The organism is Agrococcus pavilionensis RW1 (assembly GCF_000400485.1).
In the GTDB taxonomy this organism is placed as follows: Bacteria; Actinomycetota; Actinomycetes; order Actinomycetales; family Microbacteriaceae; genus Agrococcus; species Agrococcus pavilionensis.
In genome coordinates this window covers 1-18,050 of record NZ_ASHR01000008.1, presented here as the reverse complement: position 1 = coordinate 18,050, position 18,050 = coordinate 1, and the positions used below count along the sequence as shown (strand labels likewise).

The 18,050-nt window shown below is 73.4% G+C and carries 20 protein-coding genes; 8 read left to right on the top strand and 12 right to left on the bottom strand.

Annotated elements, in window-relative coordinates:
• Positions 1-192 precede the first annotated feature (192 nt).
• The 5 genes from L332_RS18065 (at position 193) to L332_RS18045 (ending at position 4,446) form a co-directional block, all read left to right on the top strand.
• On the top strand, positions 193-1,074 hold the full coding sequence (locus L332_RS18065; protein ID WP_021009649.1) for an ABC transporter ATP-binding protein: 882 nt from the start codon (positions 193-195) through the stop codon (positions 1,072-1,074).
• Positions 1,071-2,216 carry an ABC transporter permease gene (locus tag L332_RS18060; protein WP_021009648.1) on the top strand — a complete coding sequence of 382 codons (1,146 nt, stop codon included), beginning with the start codon at positions 1,071-1,073 and terminating at the stop codon, positions 2,214-2,216. The genes L332_RS18065 and L332_RS18060 overlap by 4 nt, the downstream gene beginning before the upstream one ends.
• A 222-nt stretch (positions 2,217-2,438) precedes the next feature.
• Complete coding sequence (locus L332_RS18055; RefSeq protein WP_021009647.1) at positions 2,439-2,798, top strand: GntR family transcriptional regulator; 360 nt, start codon at positions 2,439-2,441, stop codon at positions 2,796-2,798.
• Positions 2,795-3,694: an ABC transporter ATP-binding protein gene (locus L332_RS18050; RefSeq protein WP_021009646.1), complete on the top strand. Its 900-nt coding sequence runs from the start codon at positions 2,795-2,797 to the stop codon at positions 3,692-3,694. The genes L332_RS18055 and L332_RS18050 overlap by 4 nt, the downstream gene beginning before the upstream one ends.
• Positions 3,695-3,705: 11 nt before the next feature.
• Positions 3,706-4,446, top strand: a complete 741-nt coding sequence (locus tag L332_RS18045) for a hypothetical protein (protein WP_021009645.1) — start codon at positions 3,706-3,708, stop codon at positions 4,444-4,446.
• Positions 4,447-4,521: 75 nt separating this feature from the next.
• On the opposite strand, the gene L332_RS18040 is transcribed toward L332_RS18045, so the two are convergent.
• The 4 genes from L332_RS18040 to L332_RS18025 all read right to left on the bottom strand — a co-directional run bounded on the left by L332_RS18040 (position 4,522) and on the right by L332_RS18025 (position 6,819).
• Positions 4,522-4,704, bottom strand: a complete 183-nt coding sequence (locus L332_RS18040) for a hypothetical protein (protein WP_021009644.1) — start codon at positions 4,702-4,704, stop codon at positions 4,522-4,524.
• A gap of 124 nt (positions 4,705-4,828) precedes the next feature.
• On the bottom strand, positions 4,829-5,110 hold the full coding sequence (locus L332_RS18035) for a hypothetical protein (RefSeq protein WP_021009643.1): 282 nt from the start codon (positions 5,108-5,110) through the stop codon (positions 4,829-4,831).
• Between the two features lie 106 nt (positions 5,111-5,216).
• Entirely contained in the window at positions 5,217-6,566 is a 1,350-nt protein-coding gene (locus L332_RS18030) for a cryptochrome/photolyase family protein (RefSeq protein WP_021009642.1), read from the bottom strand.
• Between the two features lie 10 nt (positions 6,567-6,576).
• Entirely contained in the window at positions 6,577-6,819 is a 243-nt protein-coding gene (locus tag L332_RS18025; RefSeq protein WP_021009641.1) for a hypothetical protein, read from the bottom strand.
• A gap of 130 nt (positions 6,820-6,949) precedes the next feature.
• Between L332_RS18025 and L332_RS18020 the strand changes: the two genes are divergently transcribed.
• Positions 6,950-8,008, top strand: coding sequence for a threonine aldolase family protein (locus tag L332_RS18020; RefSeq protein WP_031223259.1), 1,059 nt, complete (start codon positions 6,950-6,952; stop codon positions 8,006-8,008).
• A gap of 57 nt (positions 8,009-8,065) precedes the next feature.
• Here L332_RS18020 and L332_RS18015 read toward each other — a convergent pair whose 3' ends face one another.
• The 3 genes from L332_RS18015 to L332_RS29235 are packed head-to-tail and all read right to left on the bottom strand — an operon-like array spanning position 8,066 to position 10,307.
• Positions 8,066-8,740, bottom strand: a complete 675-nt coding sequence (locus L332_RS18015; protein ID WP_021009639.1) for a DUF3618 domain-containing protein — start codon at positions 8,738-8,740, stop codon at positions 8,066-8,068.
• On the bottom strand, positions 8,737-9,207 hold the full coding sequence (locus L332_RS18010; RefSeq protein WP_021009638.1) for a phage holin family protein: 471 nt from the start codon (positions 9,205-9,207) through the stop codon (positions 8,737-8,739). Before L332_RS18010 ends, L332_RS18015 begins: the two co-directional genes overlap by 4 nt.
• A complete protein-coding gene (locus L332_RS29235) occupies positions 9,204-10,307 on the bottom strand; it encodes a hypothetical protein (RefSeq protein WP_021009637.1) in 1,104 nt (367 codons plus the stop codon). Before L332_RS29235 ends, L332_RS18010 begins: the two co-directional genes overlap by 4 nt.
• A 166-nt stretch (positions 10,308-10,473) precedes the next feature.
• Between L332_RS29235 and L332_RS18005 the strand changes: the two genes are divergently transcribed.
• Complete coding sequence (locus L332_RS18005) at positions 10,474-11,178, top strand: YdeI/OmpD-associated family protein (protein ID WP_021009636.1); 705 nt, start codon at positions 10,474-10,476, stop codon at positions 11,176-11,178.
• 4 nt (positions 11,179-11,182) lie between these two features.
• Here L332_RS18005 and L332_RS18000 read toward each other — a convergent pair whose 3' ends face one another.
• The 4 genes from L332_RS18000 to L332_RS17990 all read right to left on the bottom strand — a co-directional run bounded on the left by L332_RS18000 (position 11,183) and on the right by L332_RS17990 (position 14,805).
• Complete coding sequence (locus L332_RS18000) at positions 11,183-11,956, bottom strand: peptidoglycan-binding domain-containing protein (RefSeq protein WP_021009635.1); 774 nt, start codon at positions 11,954-11,956, stop codon at positions 11,183-11,185.
• Positions 11,957-11,996: 40 nt separating this feature from the next.
• Positions 11,997-12,650 (bottom strand): hypothetical protein, encoded by a 654-nt coding sequence (locus L332_RS30020; protein WP_144060991.1) that lies wholly within the window; start codon positions 12,648-12,650, stop codon positions 11,997-11,999.
• A 231-nt stretch (positions 12,651-12,881) separates the two neighbouring features.
• Positions 12,882-14,024 carry a pyroglutamyl-peptidase I family protein gene (locus L332_RS30680; RefSeq protein WP_021064874.1) on the bottom strand — a complete coding sequence of 381 codons (1,143 nt, stop codon included), beginning with the start codon at positions 14,022-14,024 and terminating at the stop codon, positions 12,882-12,884.
• Positions 14,025-14,043: 19 nt separating this feature from the next.
• A complete protein-coding gene (locus tag L332_RS17990) occupies positions 14,044-14,805 on the bottom strand; it encodes an endonuclease/exonuclease/phosphatase family protein (protein WP_021009633.1) in 762 nt (253 codons plus the stop codon).
• A 60-nt stretch (positions 14,806-14,865) separates the two neighbouring features.
• Between L332_RS17990 and L332_RS0114690 the strand changes: the two genes are divergently transcribed.
• A complete protein-coding gene (locus L332_RS0114690) occupies positions 14,866-15,822 on the top strand; it encodes an ROK family protein (RefSeq protein WP_021009632.1) in 957 nt (318 codons plus the stop codon).
• A 322-nt stretch (positions 15,823-16,144) separates the two neighbouring features.
• On the opposite strand, the gene L332_RS17985 is transcribed toward L332_RS0114690, so the two are convergent.
• Positions 16,145-17,686 (bottom strand): DEAD/DEAH box helicase, encoded by a 1,542-nt coding sequence (locus tag L332_RS17985; RefSeq protein WP_144060994.1) that lies wholly within the window; start codon positions 17,684-17,686, stop codon positions 16,145-16,147.
• Between the last annotated feature and the right edge of the window lie 364 nt (positions 17,687-18,050).

Sequence of the window (18,050 nt, the reverse complement as noted above, 5' to 3'; positions counted from 1 at the left end):
CGCGGAGCGCGCGCATCGAGACGGAGCGGATCGGTCTCGATGCGCCGCCTTCGGCGGCTGCTCGGCCAGCGGCGGGATGCGCTACTCGACCAGCGGTGGAGGGGCGGGGGACACCGCTCCCCCGCTCGGCGGAGCGCGAAGTCCAGCCATCGGGGGGAGGTGCAGCGCCCGGCGGATTCGTAGATTCGAAGCATGCTCTCCATCCGCTCCATCTCCCGCTCGTTCAAGGGGCACCAGGCGCTCGAGGACGTCTCCTTCGACGTGCGCGACGGCCTGATGACCGGCTTCGTGGGCGCCAACGGCGCCGGCAAGACCACCGCCATGCGCATCATCCTCGGCGTGCTCTCGCCCGACTCGGGCGAGGTGCTCGTCGACGGCCGCCCCGTGACCGCCGACGACCGCGCCCAGTTCGGCTACATGCCCGAGGAGCGGGGCCTCTACCCCAAGATGAAGGTGCACGAGCAGCTCGTCTACCTCGGCCGCCTCCACGGGGTCTCCTCGGCGCGCGCCGCCGCTCGCGCCGACGAGCTGCTCGAGCAGCTCGGCCTCACCGAGCGCCGCGACGACAAGCTCGAGTCGCTCAGCCTCGGCAACCAGCAGCGCGCGCAGATCGCCGCCGCGCTCGTGCACGAGCCGACCGCGCTCGTGCTCGACGAGCCCTTCTCCGGCCTCGACCCGATGGCCGTCGAGACGACGCTCGGCGTGCTGCGCGACGTCGCGCGCACCGGCGCTCCCGTGCTCTTCTCGAGCCACCAGCTCGACCTCGTCGAGCGCCTGTGCGACTCGCTCGTCATCCTCGCGCACGGCCAGGTGCGCGCCGCCGGCACCCGCGAGCAGATCCGCGCCGCGCACACGCGCCCCGAGTGGCTGCTCGAGACCGACGACGCCGGCTTCGTGCGCGGCATCCCCGGCATCGAGGTCATCGACTTCGACGGCGGCCACGTGCGCTTCGCCGCCGACTCCGACGCGCACGCCGACCGCGTGCTCCGCGAGGCGCTCGAGCGCGGCACCGTCCGCAGCTTCGCCCCCTCCATCCGCCCGCTGACCGAGATCTTCCAGGAGGTCGTCCGATGACCACCACCGCTCCCCGCCCGAGCGCACCGGGCCGCGCCGACGCTTCCGTCGCCAACGACCGCGGGCGCACGCGCTTCGCGCAAGCGGCCGGCATCGTCGCGCAGCGCGAGATCATGGTGCAGCTGCGCTCGAAGGCCTTCATCATCTCGACGCTCATCACGCTCGCGCTCGTCTTCGGCGCGGTGCTGCTCTCGTCGATCGGCCCCGAGCTGTTCGACGAGGACACCGAGGTCGCCACGACCGCCGAGATCGCGCCGACCCTCGAGGCGCTCGACGGCCTCGCCGTCGTGCCGGCGGACGACGCGGATGCGGTGCGCGAGGCCGTGCGCGACGGCTCGGCCGACGCGGGCGTCATCGCGGGTGACGGCCCCTCGGGCCTCGTCGTCGTCGGCGACCGCGAGGCCGACGGCGGCCTCATCCAGCTGCTGAGCGTCACGCCGGAGGTCGAGCTGCTCGACCCGAACGCGCCCGACCCGATGCTCACCTACTTCATCGGCCTCGCGTTCGGCCTCGTGTTCTTCATGTCGGCGATGACGTTCGGCCAGACGATCGCGCAGTCGGTCGTCGAGGAGAAGCAGTCGCGCATCGTCGAGATCATGCTCGCGACGGTGCCGGCCCGCGCGATCCTCGCCGGCAAGGTGATCGGCAACTCGGTGCTCGCGTTCGGGCAGATCGCGCTCATCGCGGCCGTCACGCTCATCGGCGGCGCGCTCACCGGCTCGCAGCTGCTGCTCGACGGCCTCGGCATGCCGATCGTCTGGTTCGTCGTGCTCTTCACCGTCGGCTTCATCATGCTCGCGGCGCTCTACGCGGCGGCGGCGGCGCTCGTCTCGCGCGCCGAGGACCTCGGCTCGGCCACGAGCCCGCTCATCTTCCTCGTGATGATCCCGTACTTCCTCGTGATCGTCTTCAACAACAACCCGCTCGCGCTGCAGATCATGTCGTACGTGCCGTTCTCGGCGCCGGTGGCCGTGCCGATGCGCGTCTACCTGCAGACGACCGAGTGGTGGGAGCCCTACCTCTCGCTCGGCGTGCTCGCGCTCTCGACGGTGCTCGCCATCGCGATCGCGTCGCGGATCTACGAGCGCTCGCTGCTCAAGACCGGCTCGATGGTGAAGTGGCGGGATGCCCTGAAGCGGTAGCTCCGCACTCCAGCACGACGCAAGCCCGTCCGCGCGGTCTCGCGGCCCATCCGCTCGTCTCGAGCGCAGGGCCCGCACGCCGTGCGTGGCGGGCTTGCGTCGTGCCCGGCGGATGCGTTCCTCAGTCGAGGTTGACACGGTGGCGGTTCGGTGGTTCATTAGTCGAGTAATGAACCAACGGAGTGCGATGCGCAGCGCTCTCCCGACCACTAGGAGGCAGGCATGCTCGACGACAGCAAGCCGCTCTTCGTCGCGGTAGCCGAGCAGATCGAGGACGGGATCCTCGACGGCAGCTACCCGGAGGACGCGGCGGTGCCCTCGACCAACGAGCTCGCCGCGTTCCTCCGCATCAACCCTGCGACCGCCGGCAAGGGCCTCGGGCTCCTCGTCGACGCGGGCGTGCTCATCAAGAGGAGAGGGATCGGCATGTTCGTCGCCCCCGGCGCCCGAGCGGCGCTCCGCGAGCGCCGCAAGCTCGCGTTCGAAGACCAGTTCATCGCACCCCTGCTTCGCGAGGCAGCAGCCCTGGGCATCAGCCCTGCGGAGCTCGCGAACATGATCACGAAGGAAGTCGCACGATGACCGCCATCGTCACCACCGACCTCGCCAAGCGCTACGCCGAGGTCAACGCCCTCGACGGCGTGACCCTCGCGCTCGAGGAGCACCGCATCCACGGGCTGCTCGGCCGCAACGGCGCCGGCAAGACCACCCTCATGAAGCTGCTCACCGGCCAGGTGTTCGCCTCGAGCGGCTCGATGGAGGTGCTCGGCGGCGACCCGGTCGAGAACGTCGACGTGCTCTCGCAGACGGCGTTCATCCAGGAGAGCCAGAAGTACCCCGACACCTTCCGGCCGATCGACGTGCTCCGCATCGCGGCGGGCGCCTACCCCAAGTGGGACCAGGCCTACGCCGACCGGCTCGTCGAGCGGTTCCAGCTGCCGACGAAGCGCCTCATCAAGAAGCTCTCGCGCGGCCAGCTCTCGGGCATCGGCATCGTCGTCGGGCTCGCGTCGCGAGCGCCGCTGACGTTCTTCGACGAGCCCTACCTCGGCCTCGACGCCGTCGCGCGCCGCATGTTCTACGACGAGCTGCTGCACGACTTCGCCGAGCACCCGCGCACGGTCGTGCTCTCGACGCACCACATCGACGAGGTCGCGAACCTGCTCGAGCACGTCGTGATCCTCGACCAGGGCAAGGTGCTCCTCGACGCCGACACCGACGAGCTGCACGACGCGGCGCTCACCGTCTCGGGCCGAGCGGACGACGTGGATGCGTTCCTCGCCGGCCGCGAGCCGCTCGAGCACACCCGGCTCGGCTCCCTCGCGACCGCGACGCTCGCCGCGCGCGACGGCGACGAGCGCGCCGCGCGCGAGGCGGGTCTCGACATCTCGCCCGTCTCCCTCCAGGCGCTGTTCGTGCACCTCACGACCGCCAACGCATCCGCCACCGACCCCGCGACCCCGGTCGCGACTGCTTGAGAGGAGTGACCGTGCGCATCCGCAACGTCATCCAGCTCCACACCGTCAACCGCATGCAGGCCTTCGGCTGGCCGCTGCTGATCATGCTCGTGTCGCTCGCGATCGTGCTCGTGATCGGCGGACTCGTGATCAACGTCGCGACCTCCCAGGGGGCGGAGTCGCTCACCGAAGCCCGGCAGGGCATGAACACCGGCATGATGTTCAACGGCGCGATCTTCGCGCTGCTCGGCCCGCTCATCGGCTTCGGCTTCACCGCGATGGGGCAGTACTTCCCGCTCGCGCTCGGCCTGGGCCTCACGCGGCGCGAGTTCGCCACCGGCACCGTGCTCGTGTTCGTCTTCAACGCCGCCTTCTACGCCGTCATCGTCACAGTCGGCAAGGTCATCGAGGTCGCGACCGGCGGCTACGGGCTCGGCGTGCGCTTCTTCGACGTCGTCTACACCGGCGTCGGCGAGTGGTGGCAGACACTCATCCAGACCTTCATCCTCATCCTGGGCGTCGCGCTCGTCGGTGCGGCGATCACCACCGCCTTCCACCGCTGGGGCCAGCCGTTCCTCTGGGTCTTCTGGATCGCGCTCGCCGTCGTCGTCGTCGGGATCCTCGCCGGTGCGCTGCTCTCGGAGGGCTTCCGCGGCCTCGTCGTCGACGTCGCCGCGATGGGCTGGGTGCCATGGATGGTCGTGGCCGCCGGCATCGGTGCCATCGGCGGCGCGATCTGGCTCGCGCTCGTGCGACGGGCGCAGGCTCGGTAGCAGCAGCCTCGGGGCGCAGCGAGAGGGCCCGCCCGCGAGTCGACTCCGACTCGTGGGCGGGCCCTCTTCGCGACTTCAGCCGAGCGGGTCCGCCTGCTGCGGGAGGCCGCCGGGCGGCTGCTCGCCGGCATCGAGGTGCCGCGTCGTGCCGGGCACATCGGCGTCGCCCTTCGGCTCGATCCCCTCGCCCACCGGAGGGATGGCGTGGGCCTCCTCCGGGATCGCGGTCATCGAGCCCGTCTGGGGCGCGTCCGTCATCTGGAACTCCTTCCAGCTGCGCGGGCGGCACCGGCTGGCGCCGCTGGTTCCGCAGCGTTCAGTCTCGTCCCCCAACCTGGTGGGCGACTGTGCAGCGCTCCAGAGGTTCCGCCGGCTCCGTCCGTCAGGGCTGCGCGTCCGCGCCGTCGTCGCTCGCCCCGTCCTGCATGACCTGGCCGGCGCCGCCGAGCTCCGGTCCCGTCGCGCCCTCGGCGGGCGCACCCGAGCCGGCGAGCGGGTCGGCGTTCCCGCCGCTCACCGGGCGATCCGCGCCGGTGGGCGAGCTCCCGTCGAGCGCCTCGTCGAGCGCGTCCTGCGACTCAGCCGCGACCTGCTGCTCGCCGCCGTCGTGCTCGGCGCCGGTCGTGCCGCCGGGCTGCAGGCCGTCGTCCGTTGCATCCGTCATCGGGATCTCCCTCGCTCCGAGCGGGCGACGCCGGGCGGCACCGCTGACTCCGCTCCCGCGATCCTCGCCCGCGCACCTGGATCGCGACTGAGCGGCCGCTGGCCCGTCACGCCGAGACGGCCGCGAGTCGGTCGAGCGCCTCGCGCCGCTCGACGGCGTGGTCGAGGATGCGCTGCGGGTAGCCGTGCGCGAGGCCGTCGGGCACCTTCCACGGCTCGTGCACCGCGGCACCGGCGACGTGCCGGAGCTCGGGCACCCAGCGGCGCACGTAGTCGCCGTCGGGGTCGTACCGCTGGCCCTGCAGCACCGGGTTGAAGACCCGGAAGTAGGGCGCCGCATCCGTGCCGGTGCCCGCGACCCACTGCCACCCGTGGCTGTTGGAGGCGAGGTCGCCGTCGGCGAGGTGCTCGAGGAAGAAGCGGGCGCCGTAGGGCCACCACACGTGCAGGTCCTTCGTCAGGAAGCTCGCGGTCACCATCCGCACCCGGTTGTGCATCCAGCCCTCGGCGAGCAGCTGCCGCATGCCGGCGTCGACGAGCGGGAAGCCCGTGCGGCCGGCGCACCACGCCTCGAAGAGCGGCCCGGGCTCGTCGTAGGCGATGCCGCGCAGCTGCGCGCCGAGGTCGCGCCACGCGGAGGAGGGGTGGTGCAGCAGCACGTCGGCGTAGAACTCGCGCCAGGCGAGCTCGGCCTGGAAGCGCTTCAGGGAGCGCTGCGCCGCCCTGCTGCGGCGCGGCGCGACCGCGTCGAGGTCGGCGAGCAGCGTGCGCGGGTGCACGGTGCCGAGCTTGAGCGCGATCGAGAGCCGCGAGGTGCCGTCGAGGTCGGGCCGGTCGCGCGCGGCGTCGTAGTCGTCGATCGGCCCGTCGAGGAACGCGCGCCAGCGCTCGAGCGCGCCCTCCTCGCTCGCCCACGAGAGCTCGGCGCTCGTCGCGGGCGGCTCGGGCAGCGGCTCCCCCACGACGCGCCGCACCCAGCGCGCGCTCGGCCGCTCGGCGGGCGCGCGCCAGCCGTGCTCGAGCCACGCCCTCGAGAAGGGCGTGAAGACGCGGAACGGCGCGCCGTCGCCCTTCCGCACCCGGCCGGGCGTCACGGCGTAGGGCGATCCCGTCGCGACGAGCGGCACGTCGAGCGCCGCCTCGACGCGCGCGTCGCGCCGCCGCCCGAACGGGGTCGACTCGCCCGACACGTGCACCGCATCCGCCCCCGCCTCGCGCACGAGCGCGGGGATGACCTCCTCGGGCCGCCCGGATCGCACCACGAGCGCACCGTCGGTCGACTCGTGCAGCGCGCGCAGCGCCGTGCGGAGGGCCGCGGTCCGCGGAGCGCCCGCCCCCGCGAAGGCCGGGTCGGCGACGAACACCGGCAGCACCTCGCCGGCGGCGGCCGCCGCGGCGAGCGCCGGGTGGTCGCGCACCCGCAGGTCGCGGCGGAACCAGACGAGCTGGGCTGGCATGCCGCGGCCGCTACGAGTCGCTCGGCGTCAGCTCGCCGTCATCGCTCTCGCGCGCCATGCCCGTCGACGCGCGCTCGGCCCGCTGCTCCTCGGCAGCCTCCTCCGCCGCGGTGCCCTGCATCGAGCCCTCGACCTCCGCGCGCCCGTGCGGCTCGTCGGCCTCGCCGGCCGGCCACTCCGCGGCACCGAGGCTCGCGTCGCTCGCCGCCGGGTCGACGCCATCCTGGGCGCTGCGCTCCTGCTCGTCGGCCATGGGCTCCTCCGCTCGTCGGGCGGCGTGGTGGCGCCGCGCATCCGGCCGCCAGTCTCGCCGCGCGACCTGGAACCGCACTGAGCATCGACGCGGATGCGCTCGCGCGCCCTGCGAGGATGGATCCGTGCAGATGCTCCACGACGCTGACCTCCGCGGCTTCGCCTCCGACAACTACTCCGGCGTGCACCCCGAGGTGCTCGACGCGATCGCGGCCGCGAACGGCGGCCACCAGTCCGCCTACGGCGCCGACGCGTTCACCGCGCGCCTGCAGGAGGTCGTGCGCGAGCACTTCGGCGAGGCCGCCGAGGCGTTCCCCGTCTTCAACGGCACGGGCGCGAACGTGCTCGCGCTCCAGGCGCTCCTACCGCGCTGGGGTGCGGTCGTCTCGGCGAAGACCGCCCACATCAACGTCGACGAGGGCGGCGCGCCCGAGCGGGTCGGCGGCATCAAGCTCCTCACGGTGCCGACGCCCGACGGCAAGCTCACCCCCGAGCTCATCGACCTCGAGGCGTGGGGCTGGGGCGACGAGCACCGCGCGCAGCCGCTCGCGGTCTCGATCACGCAGTCGACCGAGCTCGGCACGCTCTACACCGCCGAGGAGATCCGCGCGATCGCCGACCACGTGCACGAGCGCGGCATGCTCCTGCACATGGACGGCGCGCGGCTCGCGAACGCGGCCGTCGCGCTCGACGCGCCGCTGCGCGCCTTCACGACCGACGCGGGCGTCGACATCCTCTCGCTCGGCGGCACGAAGAACGGCGCGATGGGCGCCGAGGCGGTCGTCGTGCTCTCGAGCCGCGCGAGCGAGCAGCGCGTGGGCGAGGCGCTCGTCTACCTCCGCAAGCTCAACATGCAGCTCGCCTCGAAGATGCGCTTCATCTCGGCGCAGCTCGTCGCCCTCTACGACGGCGACCTGTGGCGGCGGAACGCCGAGCACGCGAACGCGATGGCGGCGAGGCTCCGCGCCGCGGTCGAGGACGTGCCGGGCGTCTCCTTCGCCTACCCGACCCAGTCGAACGGCGTGTTCGCGCGACTGCCCGCGGGGGTCGCCGACCGCGTGCGCGAGAGCTTCTTCTTCTACGACTGGGACGCATCCGCCCTCGAGGTGCGCTGGATGTGCACGTGGGACACGACCGAGGACGACGTGGATGCGCTCGCGCGCGCCGTGCGGGAGGCCGCGGGCGCGTAGGGCGCACGACGAGGCCCCGGCGGTGCTCCGCCGGGGCCTCGGGTCGTGCAGCGCGGGTCAGGAGCCGGACTGCCCCTGCACGCGGTCGCGCGCCTGCTCCGCGTCGGACTTCACGTCGTCGGCGGCGCCCTGCGCCTCGCCCTTGACGTGCTCGCCGGCGCTCTGCGCGGTCTCCTTGAGGTTCTGCGCCGCCTCCTGGGCGGGCTCCTTGAGGTTCTCGGCAGCCTCCTTGGCGACGTCCTTCGCGCCCTCCACGAGCGGCTCGGCGCCCTCCTTCACCTTCTGGGCGGCCTGCTTCTCGGGCTCGCTCGCAGGGATGAGGGAGGCGATGAGCGCACCGACGCCGAAGGCGATGAGGCCGACGGCGAGCGGGTTGCCCTTGGCCTTCCGCACGGCCATGTCGGCACCGTGGCGGACGCTGTCGCTCGCGTGCGAGACCGTGCCGCGCACGCTGTCGCCCGCGTGCGAGACCGTGCCGCGCACGCTGTCGCCCATGTGGCCGACGGCACCGCGGACGTCGTGGCCGGCCTGGCCCACGACGCCGTGGTCGTCGCTGTCGTCAGAGCCGAACAGTCGCTCCTTCACCGCGTTCACCTTGCCCTTCACTCGCTCGGTCTCCCGGCCGACGATGCCGCTCGGCGACACCTTCTCGGCCAGCGCGTCGACGTCCCCGCTCACGCTCTCGCGCGTGCGATCGATCCGCGCGCGGATCTCCTCGGGTGTCTCGGTCATCGGTTCTCCTCCTTGGTGTGCAGTGCGTCTGGGATGTGCTTGACGGAGTCGACCGTCTCGGGCATGGGCTCGACCTCCTTGAGGGCCTTGCGGCCCATCGAGTAGAGGATCGCCGCGACGATCGCCCACAGGACGCCGACGATGAGGGCTCCCCAGCCGAGGTGGTCGAGGAGGTCACCGAGCACGAACATGAGCGCGAGGGACAGGAACAGCACCAGCAGGTGCCCTGCGTACCCGGCGCCGCCGAGCATGCCCGCACCCTTGCCGAAGCGCTTCGCCTGCTGCGTGCCCTCCGCCTTCGCGAGCGCGATCTCGTCGCGCATGAGCTGCGACATGTCGCGCATGAGGTCGCCGACGATGTCGCCGACCGACTGGCTCGCCGCGCGCGTCTCGGCGGGGGTGTCCGCCGCGATCACTGCGGGGTCCTCCGGCGAGTGGCGCCCGGTGGCGTTGAACTCGGAGCTCACAGCCCGCTCTCCCCCCGCGTGCCGGGCTGGCGGTCGGCGGGGCTGCCGGACTCGTCGCTGCCCGGGTAGGCCGTCTCGGCGTCGTAGCCGCCGATGGCCGGGTCGGTGCCGCTCGTCTGCGCGTCGGTCGCGCCCTGGCCCACCCCGTACGTGCTCTCGGGCGAGGGGTTGGTGCCGTAGCCGCCGGTTGCGGCCGAGCCGTGCACGCCGGAGCCCGCCGTGCCGCTCGTGTAGCCCGCGGTGCTGTAGCCCGAGGAGCCGGTGCCCGTCGTGCCGTAGCCCGCGGTGCCCGTGCCGGCGCCGGTGCCGTACGCCGTCGTCCCGGCCGCACCGTCGTCGTAGCCGCTCGTGCCGTAGCCGTAGCCGCTCGTGCCGGTCGCGCCGTAGGCGCCCGAGGGCGTGCTGCCGTAGGAGCCCGCCGAGCCGCGCTCGCGCTCGTGCTCGGCCTTCGCCTGGCTGATCATGCCCGCCGTGAGGCGGCCCACCACGAGGCCGGCGACGCCGGCGATCGCGATGAAGGTGCCGGGGCGACGACGCGCGAACGACTTCACCTCGTCGAGCAGGTCGCTCGGCTCGCGGTCCTCGAGCCAGCGGCCGGCCGCCTCGACGCGGTCGCCGATCTCGGTCACGAGCTGCGCGGCGAAGCCGTCGCCGCCGCCCGACCCGTCGACCATCCCGCGCAGGTCGCCGGCGAAGGTGCTGATGCCCTCGGCCGCGCGCTGCTGCTGCGCCTTCGTCTGCGACGACGCCTCGTGCATCGCCTGGTCGAGCAGCCGCTTGCCCTGCGTCTTGGCCTCCGAGGCGACGTTGTGGGCCTCCTCCTTCGCGGTGCCCGCGACGCGCCGACCGGCGTCCTTCGCGGAGCCGCCGAGCTTCGAGGCCTCCTCCTTCGCCGCGTCGGCCTTGCCGCCGCCGCTCGAGCTGCTGCTGCCGGAGCCGCTGCTGCCGCTGCCTGCCGCGTGGGCCCCGCTCGTGGTGCCGGTGGTCGCGCTGGTGGTTCCGCCGGCGGTCGTCTGGCCGGGCATGCCGGTTCCCGACGCTGCTCCGCCGACCGTCGTCCGGTCCTCCGTGGGGCCGCCGGGCTGCTGCACGTTCGTCATCGTCCGTCCATCCTGATTCGGGCGGAGGCGTACCTCCGCTGCGGTGTGTTGCCGTGCCCCGACGATGTACCCCGAACCTGGGAGCAGGCGGCGAATGGGCCGGATGCGCCTCAAGGGTCACCTGAACGTCGCGTGCTATGTGGGTCGGTGCTGTCACGCTGTTCGCATGGACGACGATCGGCTGGGCACGCCCGGCGGCACGGCGGAGCGCCCCGCCACCTTCTTCCGCGACGCCGCCGAGTTCCGCGCCTGGCTCGAGGCCAACCACGAGACCGCGACGGAGCTGTGGATGGGGCTCAACGCGAAGCACGTCTCGCCGCGGGGCCTCACGTGGGCGGAGGCGGTGCCGGAGGCCCTGTGCTTCGGCTGGATCGACTCGCTCTCGCAGCGCATCGACGACGACGCGCGCCGCCAGCGCTGGACGCCGAGGAAGCGCGGCTCGAACTGGTCGGCCGTCAACGTCGCGCACGTCGAGCGGCTCACTGCTGAGGGGCGCATGCGCCCGGCGGGCATCGCCGCGTTCGAGGCGCGCCAGCCCGAGCGCACGGCGGTCTACGCCTACGAGAACGCCGAGAGCGCGCTCCCGCCCGAGCTGCAGCGCCACCTCGACGAGCGCCCCGCGGCGCTCGCGTTCCTCGCCGAGGCGACCGCGACCTACCGCCGCGCGGCGATCGCGTGGGTGCTCGGCGCGAAGCGCGAGGCGACGCGCGAGCAGCGGGCGAGGCAGCTCGCCGACGACTCCGCGGCCGGCCGCCTCATCCCGCCGCAGCGCTACGGCGAGACGCCGAAGTGGGTCGAGCGCGCCGCCGCGGCCGCCGCAGCGGCGACCCGCGCGGGGCTTGCCGTCGACACCTCGGATGCGCGCGACTGACCCGCTACCAGGGAAGGTAGGTGTTGCGCGTCGGGTCGAGCTCCTCAGGAGGCAGCACGAGCAACGTCGCATGGAACTCGATCGCTCCGACGACGGTCGAGAACCCCTTCGCCTCCCCGGTCGAGAAGCGCACGACCGTGGGGTCGCCGTAGTTGTTCTTGACGGTCATCTCGAAATCCGCGGCGCCGCCCGTGAGCACGAAGGTCGACGAACGGATAGTGACTTTCACGTCCGCCCCGTGGAGTTCCGCGAGCATCGCGGCATTGTCGGCTAGGAATCCTGTCACTGGACTTTCGATGATCGCCGCACCGAGCAGACCCTCGTTGGAGGCGGTCGTGTAACCGCGCCACGCACCCCCTTCGCTTCGCAACCACACCTTGAAGAGGGCGTAGGAGAGTCCGAATCCGGTGCTTGGGATCGTGGCCCCCTCGCCTCCGAACATGAACTTGCCCTCCATACGAGTTGCTACCGGCGCAGGCGGTGGTGTTCCGCCGTCGAGTCGACTGATGTCCTCGTCCAGAGCGCGGATGGTGCCCGGTCCCACCACCGGATCGGAGGGCTGCAGCCCGTGCCGTTGTTTGAAGAGCACGACGGCCGCCGACGTCTCCGCGAAGAATCCGCCGGTCGCGCCTGACGGGATCGGATAGCCGAGATCGATGAGTGCCTGCTGCACCTTCCGCACAGCGTCCCCTTGTTCCGGAGTGTGCATTCGATGCGTGCCGGCGAAGCACGACTCCAGCACGGGGTCGCCGGCGAAGCGCGGCGATTGCAGGGCCATGACGTTTCCTCCCTCAAGGGCGTCCTGCATCCGATGGACGTCAGTCGAAGTAGACGGTGCCCTTCGGCGCTCGCTCCTTGTGCTCGTACTGACCGTCGTGGGTGGCGACCGGGGGCCCGTCATCATCCGTGTCGAACAGGTCCTCCATCAGCTTCACCGGCACCAGCACGACATCGACCGCAGTCTCAGCTGCGTCGACGGCGGCGTCAGCGACGTCCTCAGCGGTGTCCTCGACGGTGCCGATCGGGTCGGTCACGAGGTTCTTCAGCGCCTCGACTCCGAACTGCGTGAGGGCCGCTGCTGGATTCGGCCCTTCAAGCGTCACGAGCGGGAGCTTGATCCGGCTCGTAGGGCCCCACTTCACCCCCACTTCCGCCTTGAGGCCGAACTTCACGCCGTATCGGTACTCGTCGCCGAGGATCTCGACCCCCGCATCGACGCCGACCTCGCCGGCAGACACACCAGCTCCGGCTTCGATCCCGTCCCGGCTCGCGGAAGCGCTCCCATGAGCGCTCGGTCCACGCGCGGTCGCACTACCCTGCCCGTCCACGACAGGTGTATCGATGCTTCCCGAGGCGTTCACCTCGACGGTGGTCGCGGAGGCAGAAGCCGCGGCCTCGCCTCGCTCGAGATCGACGTGCCCCTGGGCTTGCACTCGCCCGACCTTCACGGCCGCCCTGCCTGCTGCAGCCACGCCGGGCGCTCGTGCGCTTCCCCGCACCGATTCGTCAACAAGGGCCTCATCGACCCTGAACTCTTCCCTGGGCAATGCGCGAATCCCGTTCGCTTCAGGGCGGCAGCTCGCGGTCTGCGGCAGGAGGCCTGCCTGCCTCCTCGTAGGTGCCGGCGGTGGATCTGTCCGGCGCGCTACGCACGCTACTCCGCCGCGGGCGTGCCGACCAGACCCGTGTTCGCCAGGCCTGACTCAGCCCTCGAGGTAGGCGGCGAGCTTCGCGAGCGACTGGCCGAGCCCGAGCTCGTGGTCGGCCGGCGAGATGCCGGGCGGCACGTCGGACGCCGCGACCGTGACCCGCGTGCCCGCCGCGACCGGCTGCATCCGCCACGTCATGAGCATCTCGCCGCCGAACCGCTCCTCGGCGCTCTCGAACGCGACGCGCTGCACGACGAGCTCGCCGGGCACGAGCTCGACGAACGTGACGCGCGAGACGTCGACGTCGTCGCCCGACTTCGCGTCGACGGGCGCGTCGAAGCGCAGCGTCGCGCGGAACCCGCCGCCCTCGCGCGCGTCGAGCTCCTCGATCGTGGCCGTCGCACCATCGGGCGCGAGCCACTGCCGCAGCGCGTCCGCGTCGAGCAGCGCGTCGTACACGCGCTCGGGCGGTGCGGCCACGACCGTGCCCGCGCGGTCGACGCGCGCGGCGGCCTCCGCCCGGTCGGCGTCGTGCGGCTCGCGGTCGCCGCGGGCGATCGCGCGCACGGCCGCGGCGAGGGCGAGCGCGAGGTCGTCGAAGGTGAGCGCGCGACCCTGGTGGGTGATGACGGATGCGTCGGCCGACGACCCGGGGTCGGTCTCGTCGCCGACGCTCGCCGTGCCGCTCGAGCGCACCGCCGGGACATGGACGAAGCCGCCCGCGACCGGCAGCCCTGCGACGAGGTAGGCGACGTGGTTGCAGAGGAAGCGGCCGGCGTCGTCGCTCGCGTGCGCGGGCAGCCCGACGGCGAGGATCGCGCTCACGAGCGCATCGGTGTCGAGGCCCGACGAGCGCCGCTCCGGGCCGGACGGGTCGATCGCGGTGCCGCGCGGCTGGTCGCCGGCGTTGTCGGGGATGCGCGCGTCGTCCTCGTTGACCGCCCAGCGCTCCGGGGTGATCGCGGAGCGCCCGCCCGCCTCGCCGACCGCGAGCACCGCATCCGGGGCGTGCCGCTCGACGAGCGCCGCGAGCGCGGGTCCCGCGGCGGCGAACGCGACCGGGAGGGTGCCCGTCACGAGCTCGATGCCTGGCTGCGGGTCGTCGCGCCATGCCTGCTCGAGGCGCCGCACCGCCTCGAGGCTCGCGTTCTCGGGGTCGCCGCCGAAGGGCTCGAAGGCCGTCACCAGGATGCGCATGCCACCCAGTGTGCCGCGGCTAGACCTCGACGACGAGCGGCAGGTGGTCGGAGAGCGGCGGGCGCGGCACGCGGATGCGCCGCGCGGGGAGCCGCTCGTCGCTCAGCACGTGGTCGAGCTGCACCATCGGGCGATCGGCCGGGAACGTGCGCTGCCGCGCGAGCGAGTGCCAGCCGCCGACGCGCCGCACGACCGCGCCCGGCAGGTTGAGGTCTCCCATCAGCACGCGCGGGCCGGGGAGGGCCTCGAGCCAGCGGAGCGTGCGCTTCAGCTGGCGCACGTTGACGCCCAGCACGAACGAGAGGTGCGTCGCGGCGATCGTGCGGTCGCCCGTCGGCGTGCGCACGGTCGCGGCGATCGCGACGCGGGGCTCGTCGCGGATCCAGGTGACCTCCTGCGCGCCGGGCTCGCGCAGCGGCGCCCGGAAGCGCGCGGAGGGCTCGAGCCGCAGCACGTGCCAGCGCAGCACCGGGTGGCGGCTGAGCAGCGCGCAGCCGTATCCGTCGGCGGTCGCGTCGAGGTCGCCGTCGCCCGCGGGGCGCCACTGCCGCGCCGGCTCGCCGATGAGGGCGGGCACGAAGCGCGACGCGGCGCCGCCCATCGCCTCGGCCGCGATCGCGGTGAGGTCGAGCATGCCCGAGCGCGGCTGGCCGCGGTCGACCTCCTGCAGCGCGAGCACGTCGGCGCCGAGCGCCGCGACCGCGCGCGCGAACCGGTCGCCGTCGACCGCGGCGTCGGCGGGCGTGCGCCCGTGCAGGATGTTCCAGGTCGCGAGCCGCATGCGCCCATCCTGCCCGTCGTGGCCGCTCGCGGCGGCAGGCTCAGGCGGCATCATGGAGCCGTGACGATCGCAGGCCTCGACGTGGGCGGGACGAAGATCGCGGGGGCCGCCCTCGCGCCGAGGGATGCCGCTGTGCCTGGCTGGAGCGTCGACGACGTGCTCGCGCGCAGCCACCGGCCCCACCGCATCCACGGGCCAGAGGCGCTGCTCGACGCGCTCGAGGCGGCCGTGCGCGACCTCGACGAGCAGCTCGCCGAGGCGGGGCACGCGCCGATCGAGGCCGTCGGGCTCGCGATCGCGGCCTGGATGCCGCGCGACCGCGAGTCGATCACGTGGGCCGCGCACCTCGGCGTGCGCGACTTCGCGCTGCGGCCCGCGCTCGCCGAGCGGCTCGGCATGCCCGTCACGATCCACAACGACGCCGACGGCTACCTGATGGGCGAGGCGGCCATGGGGGCGGCGGCGGATGCGTCGTCGTCGCTCCTGCTCGCGCTCGGCACCGGGGTGGGCGGCGCGTTCATCGCCGACGGGCGGCCGCTCATCGGTGCGCACGGCCTCGCGGGCGAGCTCGGCCACGTGACGGTCGACGAGTCGGGGCCCGTGTGCTCGTGCACCGCGCGCGGCTGCGTCGAGGCGTTCGCGGGCGGCAACGCGCTCGCGCGCGACGCCGCCGCGGTGCCCGCCGCGGTCGCGCTCGCGCCCGGCGGGCGGCCGAGCGCGATGCACCTCGAGCGCGCGGCGCGCGCGGGCGACGCTCGGGCGCTCGAGGTGCTCGAGGGCGCGGGCCGCGCGGTCGCGGCGGGGCTGCGGCGGCTGCTGCCGGCCTTCGACCCCGAGGTCGTCGTGCTCGGCGGGCGCGTGATGCTGCAGACCGCCGACCTGCTGCTGCCCGTCATCGAGCGCGAGCTCGCGGCGCACGCGCCGCTGCAGGGCGTGCCGCAGCCGCGCCGGCTCGAGCTCGCGCGGCTCGGCGACCACGCGGCGGCGATCGGCGCGGCGGTGCTCGCCGCGCGCTGAGCGGCCGCGGCCTACCGCCTTCGCTCGGTGGTACCGGATCGTCGCTTGCGCGCGCGTCAAGCGGCCGATCGGTACCACCCTTCGCCGAGGGTGGTACCGATTCGTCGCCTGCAGCGGCGGTGAGCGACCATCCGGTACCACCTTCGAGCTGCGCGCCGCGCCGCCGATCCGCGGCGCGGCCCCGCTGCTCGCAGCGATGTGCACGCTCGTGTCGCGCTCGGCGCGATCGAGCCGCAAGAGCGTGCACATCGCGCGGGGGTGAGACGCGGAACGGCCCGCGGCGTGAGCCGGGGGCCGTTCGTGCGTGAGGCGGGTGCTGGGCTCAGCCCTGCGCGCGGCGCGGGCCGCGGCGCTGCTGGCCGCCCGAGCGGGCCGAGGCCGCGCCCGACTGCAGCGAGCCGCCGCCGCTCGACGACCACGCGACCGACGAGCCGCCGCGCGGCGCGGCGCCCTGGCCGCCGCGCTGACCGCCCGAGCGCGCGGGCGCACCGGAGCGACCGCCCGAGCGGGCTCCGCTCTGGCCGCCGCGGCCGCCGGCCGCGCCGCCCTGCTTGACCTCGGGGCGACCCGAGCGGTCCTTGCGCGGCCGCTCCGAGCGCGCCGCGCCCGTCGAGGCGCCGTGCGCGCCCGAGCCGGCGACGCCCTCGCGGGCCGCGCGCTTCCGGCGCGCGTTCGCGCCGGTCGAGCGGCCGCCGCTGCCCTGCTGCTGGATCTCGTTGCCTGAGCCGGGGCCGCCGGGGACCGGGGCCACGTGCGGCGCGTACGGTCCGACGAGCGCGTCCACCGCATCCGACGACGCCGTCACCTGCTGCGGCTGCACGCCGATCTTGGCCTTGCGCAGCAGCGACATCGTGTCGCCCCGCTGCGAGGGCAGCATGACCGTCACGACATCGCCCTCGGTGCCGGCGCGAGCCGTGCGGCCCGAGCGGTGCAGGTAGGCCTTGTGCTCCATGGGCGGGTCGACGTGCACGACGAGCTCGACGCCGTCGACGTGTACGCCGCGAGCGGCGACATCCGTCGCGACGAGCACGCGCACCGAGCCGTCGCTGAAGGCCGCGAGGTTGCGGTCGCGGGCGTTCTGCGACAGGTTGCCGTGCAGGTCGACGGCGGGGATGCCGGAGGCGGTGAGGTGCTTCGCGAGCTTCTTCGCCTGGTGCTTCGTGCGGGTGAAGAGGATGCGCCGGCCGAGCCCCGAGGCGAGGCGGCGGACGAGCAGGTTCTTGTCGTCGGGCGAGACCTCGAAGAGGTGGTGCGTCATGGCCGCGACGGGCGAGTTCGCCTCGTCGACCGAGTGCATGACCTCGTTCGTGAGGAAGCGCTTGACGAGCTTGTCGACCCCGTTGTCGAGGGTCGCCGAGAACAGCAGGCGCTGGCCCGAGCCGGGCGTCTTGTCGAGGATCTTCGTCACGACCGGCAGGAAGCCGAGGTCGGCCATGTGGTCGGCCTCGTCGATGACGGTCATCTCGATCGCCGAGAGCGAGGCGATGCCCTGGTTCATGAGGTCCTCGAGGCGGCCGGGGCACGCGACGACGATGTCGACGCCGTTCCGCAGCGCGGTCTCCTGCGGGCGCTGCGAGACGCCGCCGAAGATCGTGGTGACGGTGAGGCCCGCGGCCTTCGCGAGCGGCGCCATCTCGGTCGCGATCTGCGTCGCGAGCTCGCGCGTCGGGGCGAGCACGAGCCCGAGCGGCAGGCCCGCGCGGCGGTTGCCGCCCGCGAGCTCGCCCGAGAGGCGCGCGATGAGCGGGATGGAGAACGCGAGCGTCTTGCCCGAGCCGGTCTTGCCGCGGCCGAGCACGTCGCGGCCGGCGAGCGTGTCGGGCAGGGTGTCGGCCTGGATCGGGAACGGGTGCTCCCGGTCCATCGCCTTGAGGGCGGTGACGAGCTTGGCGGGCACGCCGAGCTCGGCGAAGGTCGTGGTGACCTCGGGGGTGATGGTGTCAGTCAACGGTTGCTCTTTCTGTGAGCGAGCGCGCGCATCCGGGCCGACCGCACACTCGTGCGGGCGGGTTCTTGGGTGGATGCGTCGACGCAGTTCGGCGAGCGCGGCGGTGGCCGCGATCGTTCGCCGTGGAAGGTTCATCGACGCCCGAGCACCGGGCGGAGAGAGGAGCGTTCAACGACGCAGGCGAGCCGGCAGCGATGCCCTGCTCGCGCAGTGACCTCAGCCTATCAGCAGGGGTCTGACATCACCTAGTCCCCGACGTGCCTCAGCTTCTTTGAGCGCG

Coding starts and splice junctions, on each gene's coding strand:
- L332_RS18065 (WP_021009649.1), top strand. CDS start 193: ATGCTCTCCATCCGCTCCATCTCCCGCTCGTTCAAGGGGCACCAGGCG.
- L332_RS18060 (WP_021009648.1), top strand. CDS start 1,071: ATGACCACCACCGCTCCCCGCCCGAGCGCACCGGGCCGCGCCGACGCT.
- L332_RS18055 (WP_021009647.1), top strand. CDS start 2,439: ATGCTCGACGACAGCAAGCCGCTCTTCGTCGCGGTAGCCGAGCAGATC.
- L332_RS18050 (WP_021009646.1), top strand. CDS start 2,795: ATGACCGCCATCGTCACCACCGACCTCGCCAAGCGCTACGCCGAGGTC.
- L332_RS18040 (WP_021009644.1), bottom strand. CDS start 4,704: ATGACGGACGCGCCCCAGACGGGCTCGATGACCGCGATCCCGGAGGAG.
- L332_RS18035 (WP_021009643.1), bottom strand. CDS start 5,110: ATGACGGATGCAACGGACGACGGCCTGCAGCCCGGCGGCACGACCGGC.
- L332_RS18030 (WP_021009642.1), bottom strand. CDS start 6,566: ATGCCAGCCCAGCTCGTCTGGTTCCGCCGCGACCTGCGGGTGCGCGAC.
- L332_RS18025 (WP_021009641.1), bottom strand. CDS start 6,819: ATGGCCGACGAGCAGGAGCGCAGCGCCCAGGATGGCGTCGACCCGGCG.
- L332_RS18020 (WP_031223259.1), top strand. CDS start 6,950: ATGCTCCACGACGCTGACCTCCGCGGCTTCGCCTCCGACAACTACTCC.
- L332_RS18015 (WP_021009639.1), bottom strand. CDS start 8,740: ATGACCGAGACACCCGAGGAGATCCGCGCGCGGATCGATCGCACGCGC.
- L332_RS29235 (WP_021009637.1), bottom strand. CDS start 10,307: ATGACGAACGTGCAGCAGCCCGGCGGCCCCACGGAGGACCGGACGACG.
- L332_RS18005 (WP_021009636.1), top strand. CDS start 10,474: ATGGACGACGATCGGCTGGGCACGCCCGGCGGCACGGCGGAGCGCCCC.
- L332_RS18000 (WP_021009635.1), bottom strand. CDS start 11,956: ATGGCCCTGCAATCGCCGCGCTTCGCCGGCGACCCCGTGCTGGAGTCG.
- L332_RS30680 (WP_021064874.1), bottom strand. CDS start 14,024: ATGCGCATCCTGGTGACGGCCTTCGAGCCCTTCGGCGGCGACCCCGAG.
- L332_RS17990 (WP_021009633.1), bottom strand. CDS start 14,805: ATGCGGCTCGCGACCTGGAACATCCTGCACGGGCGCACGCCCGCCGAC.
- L332_RS17985 (WP_144060994.1), bottom strand. CDS start 17,686: ATGGACCGGGAGCACCCGTTCCCGATCCAGGCCGACACCCTGCCCGAC.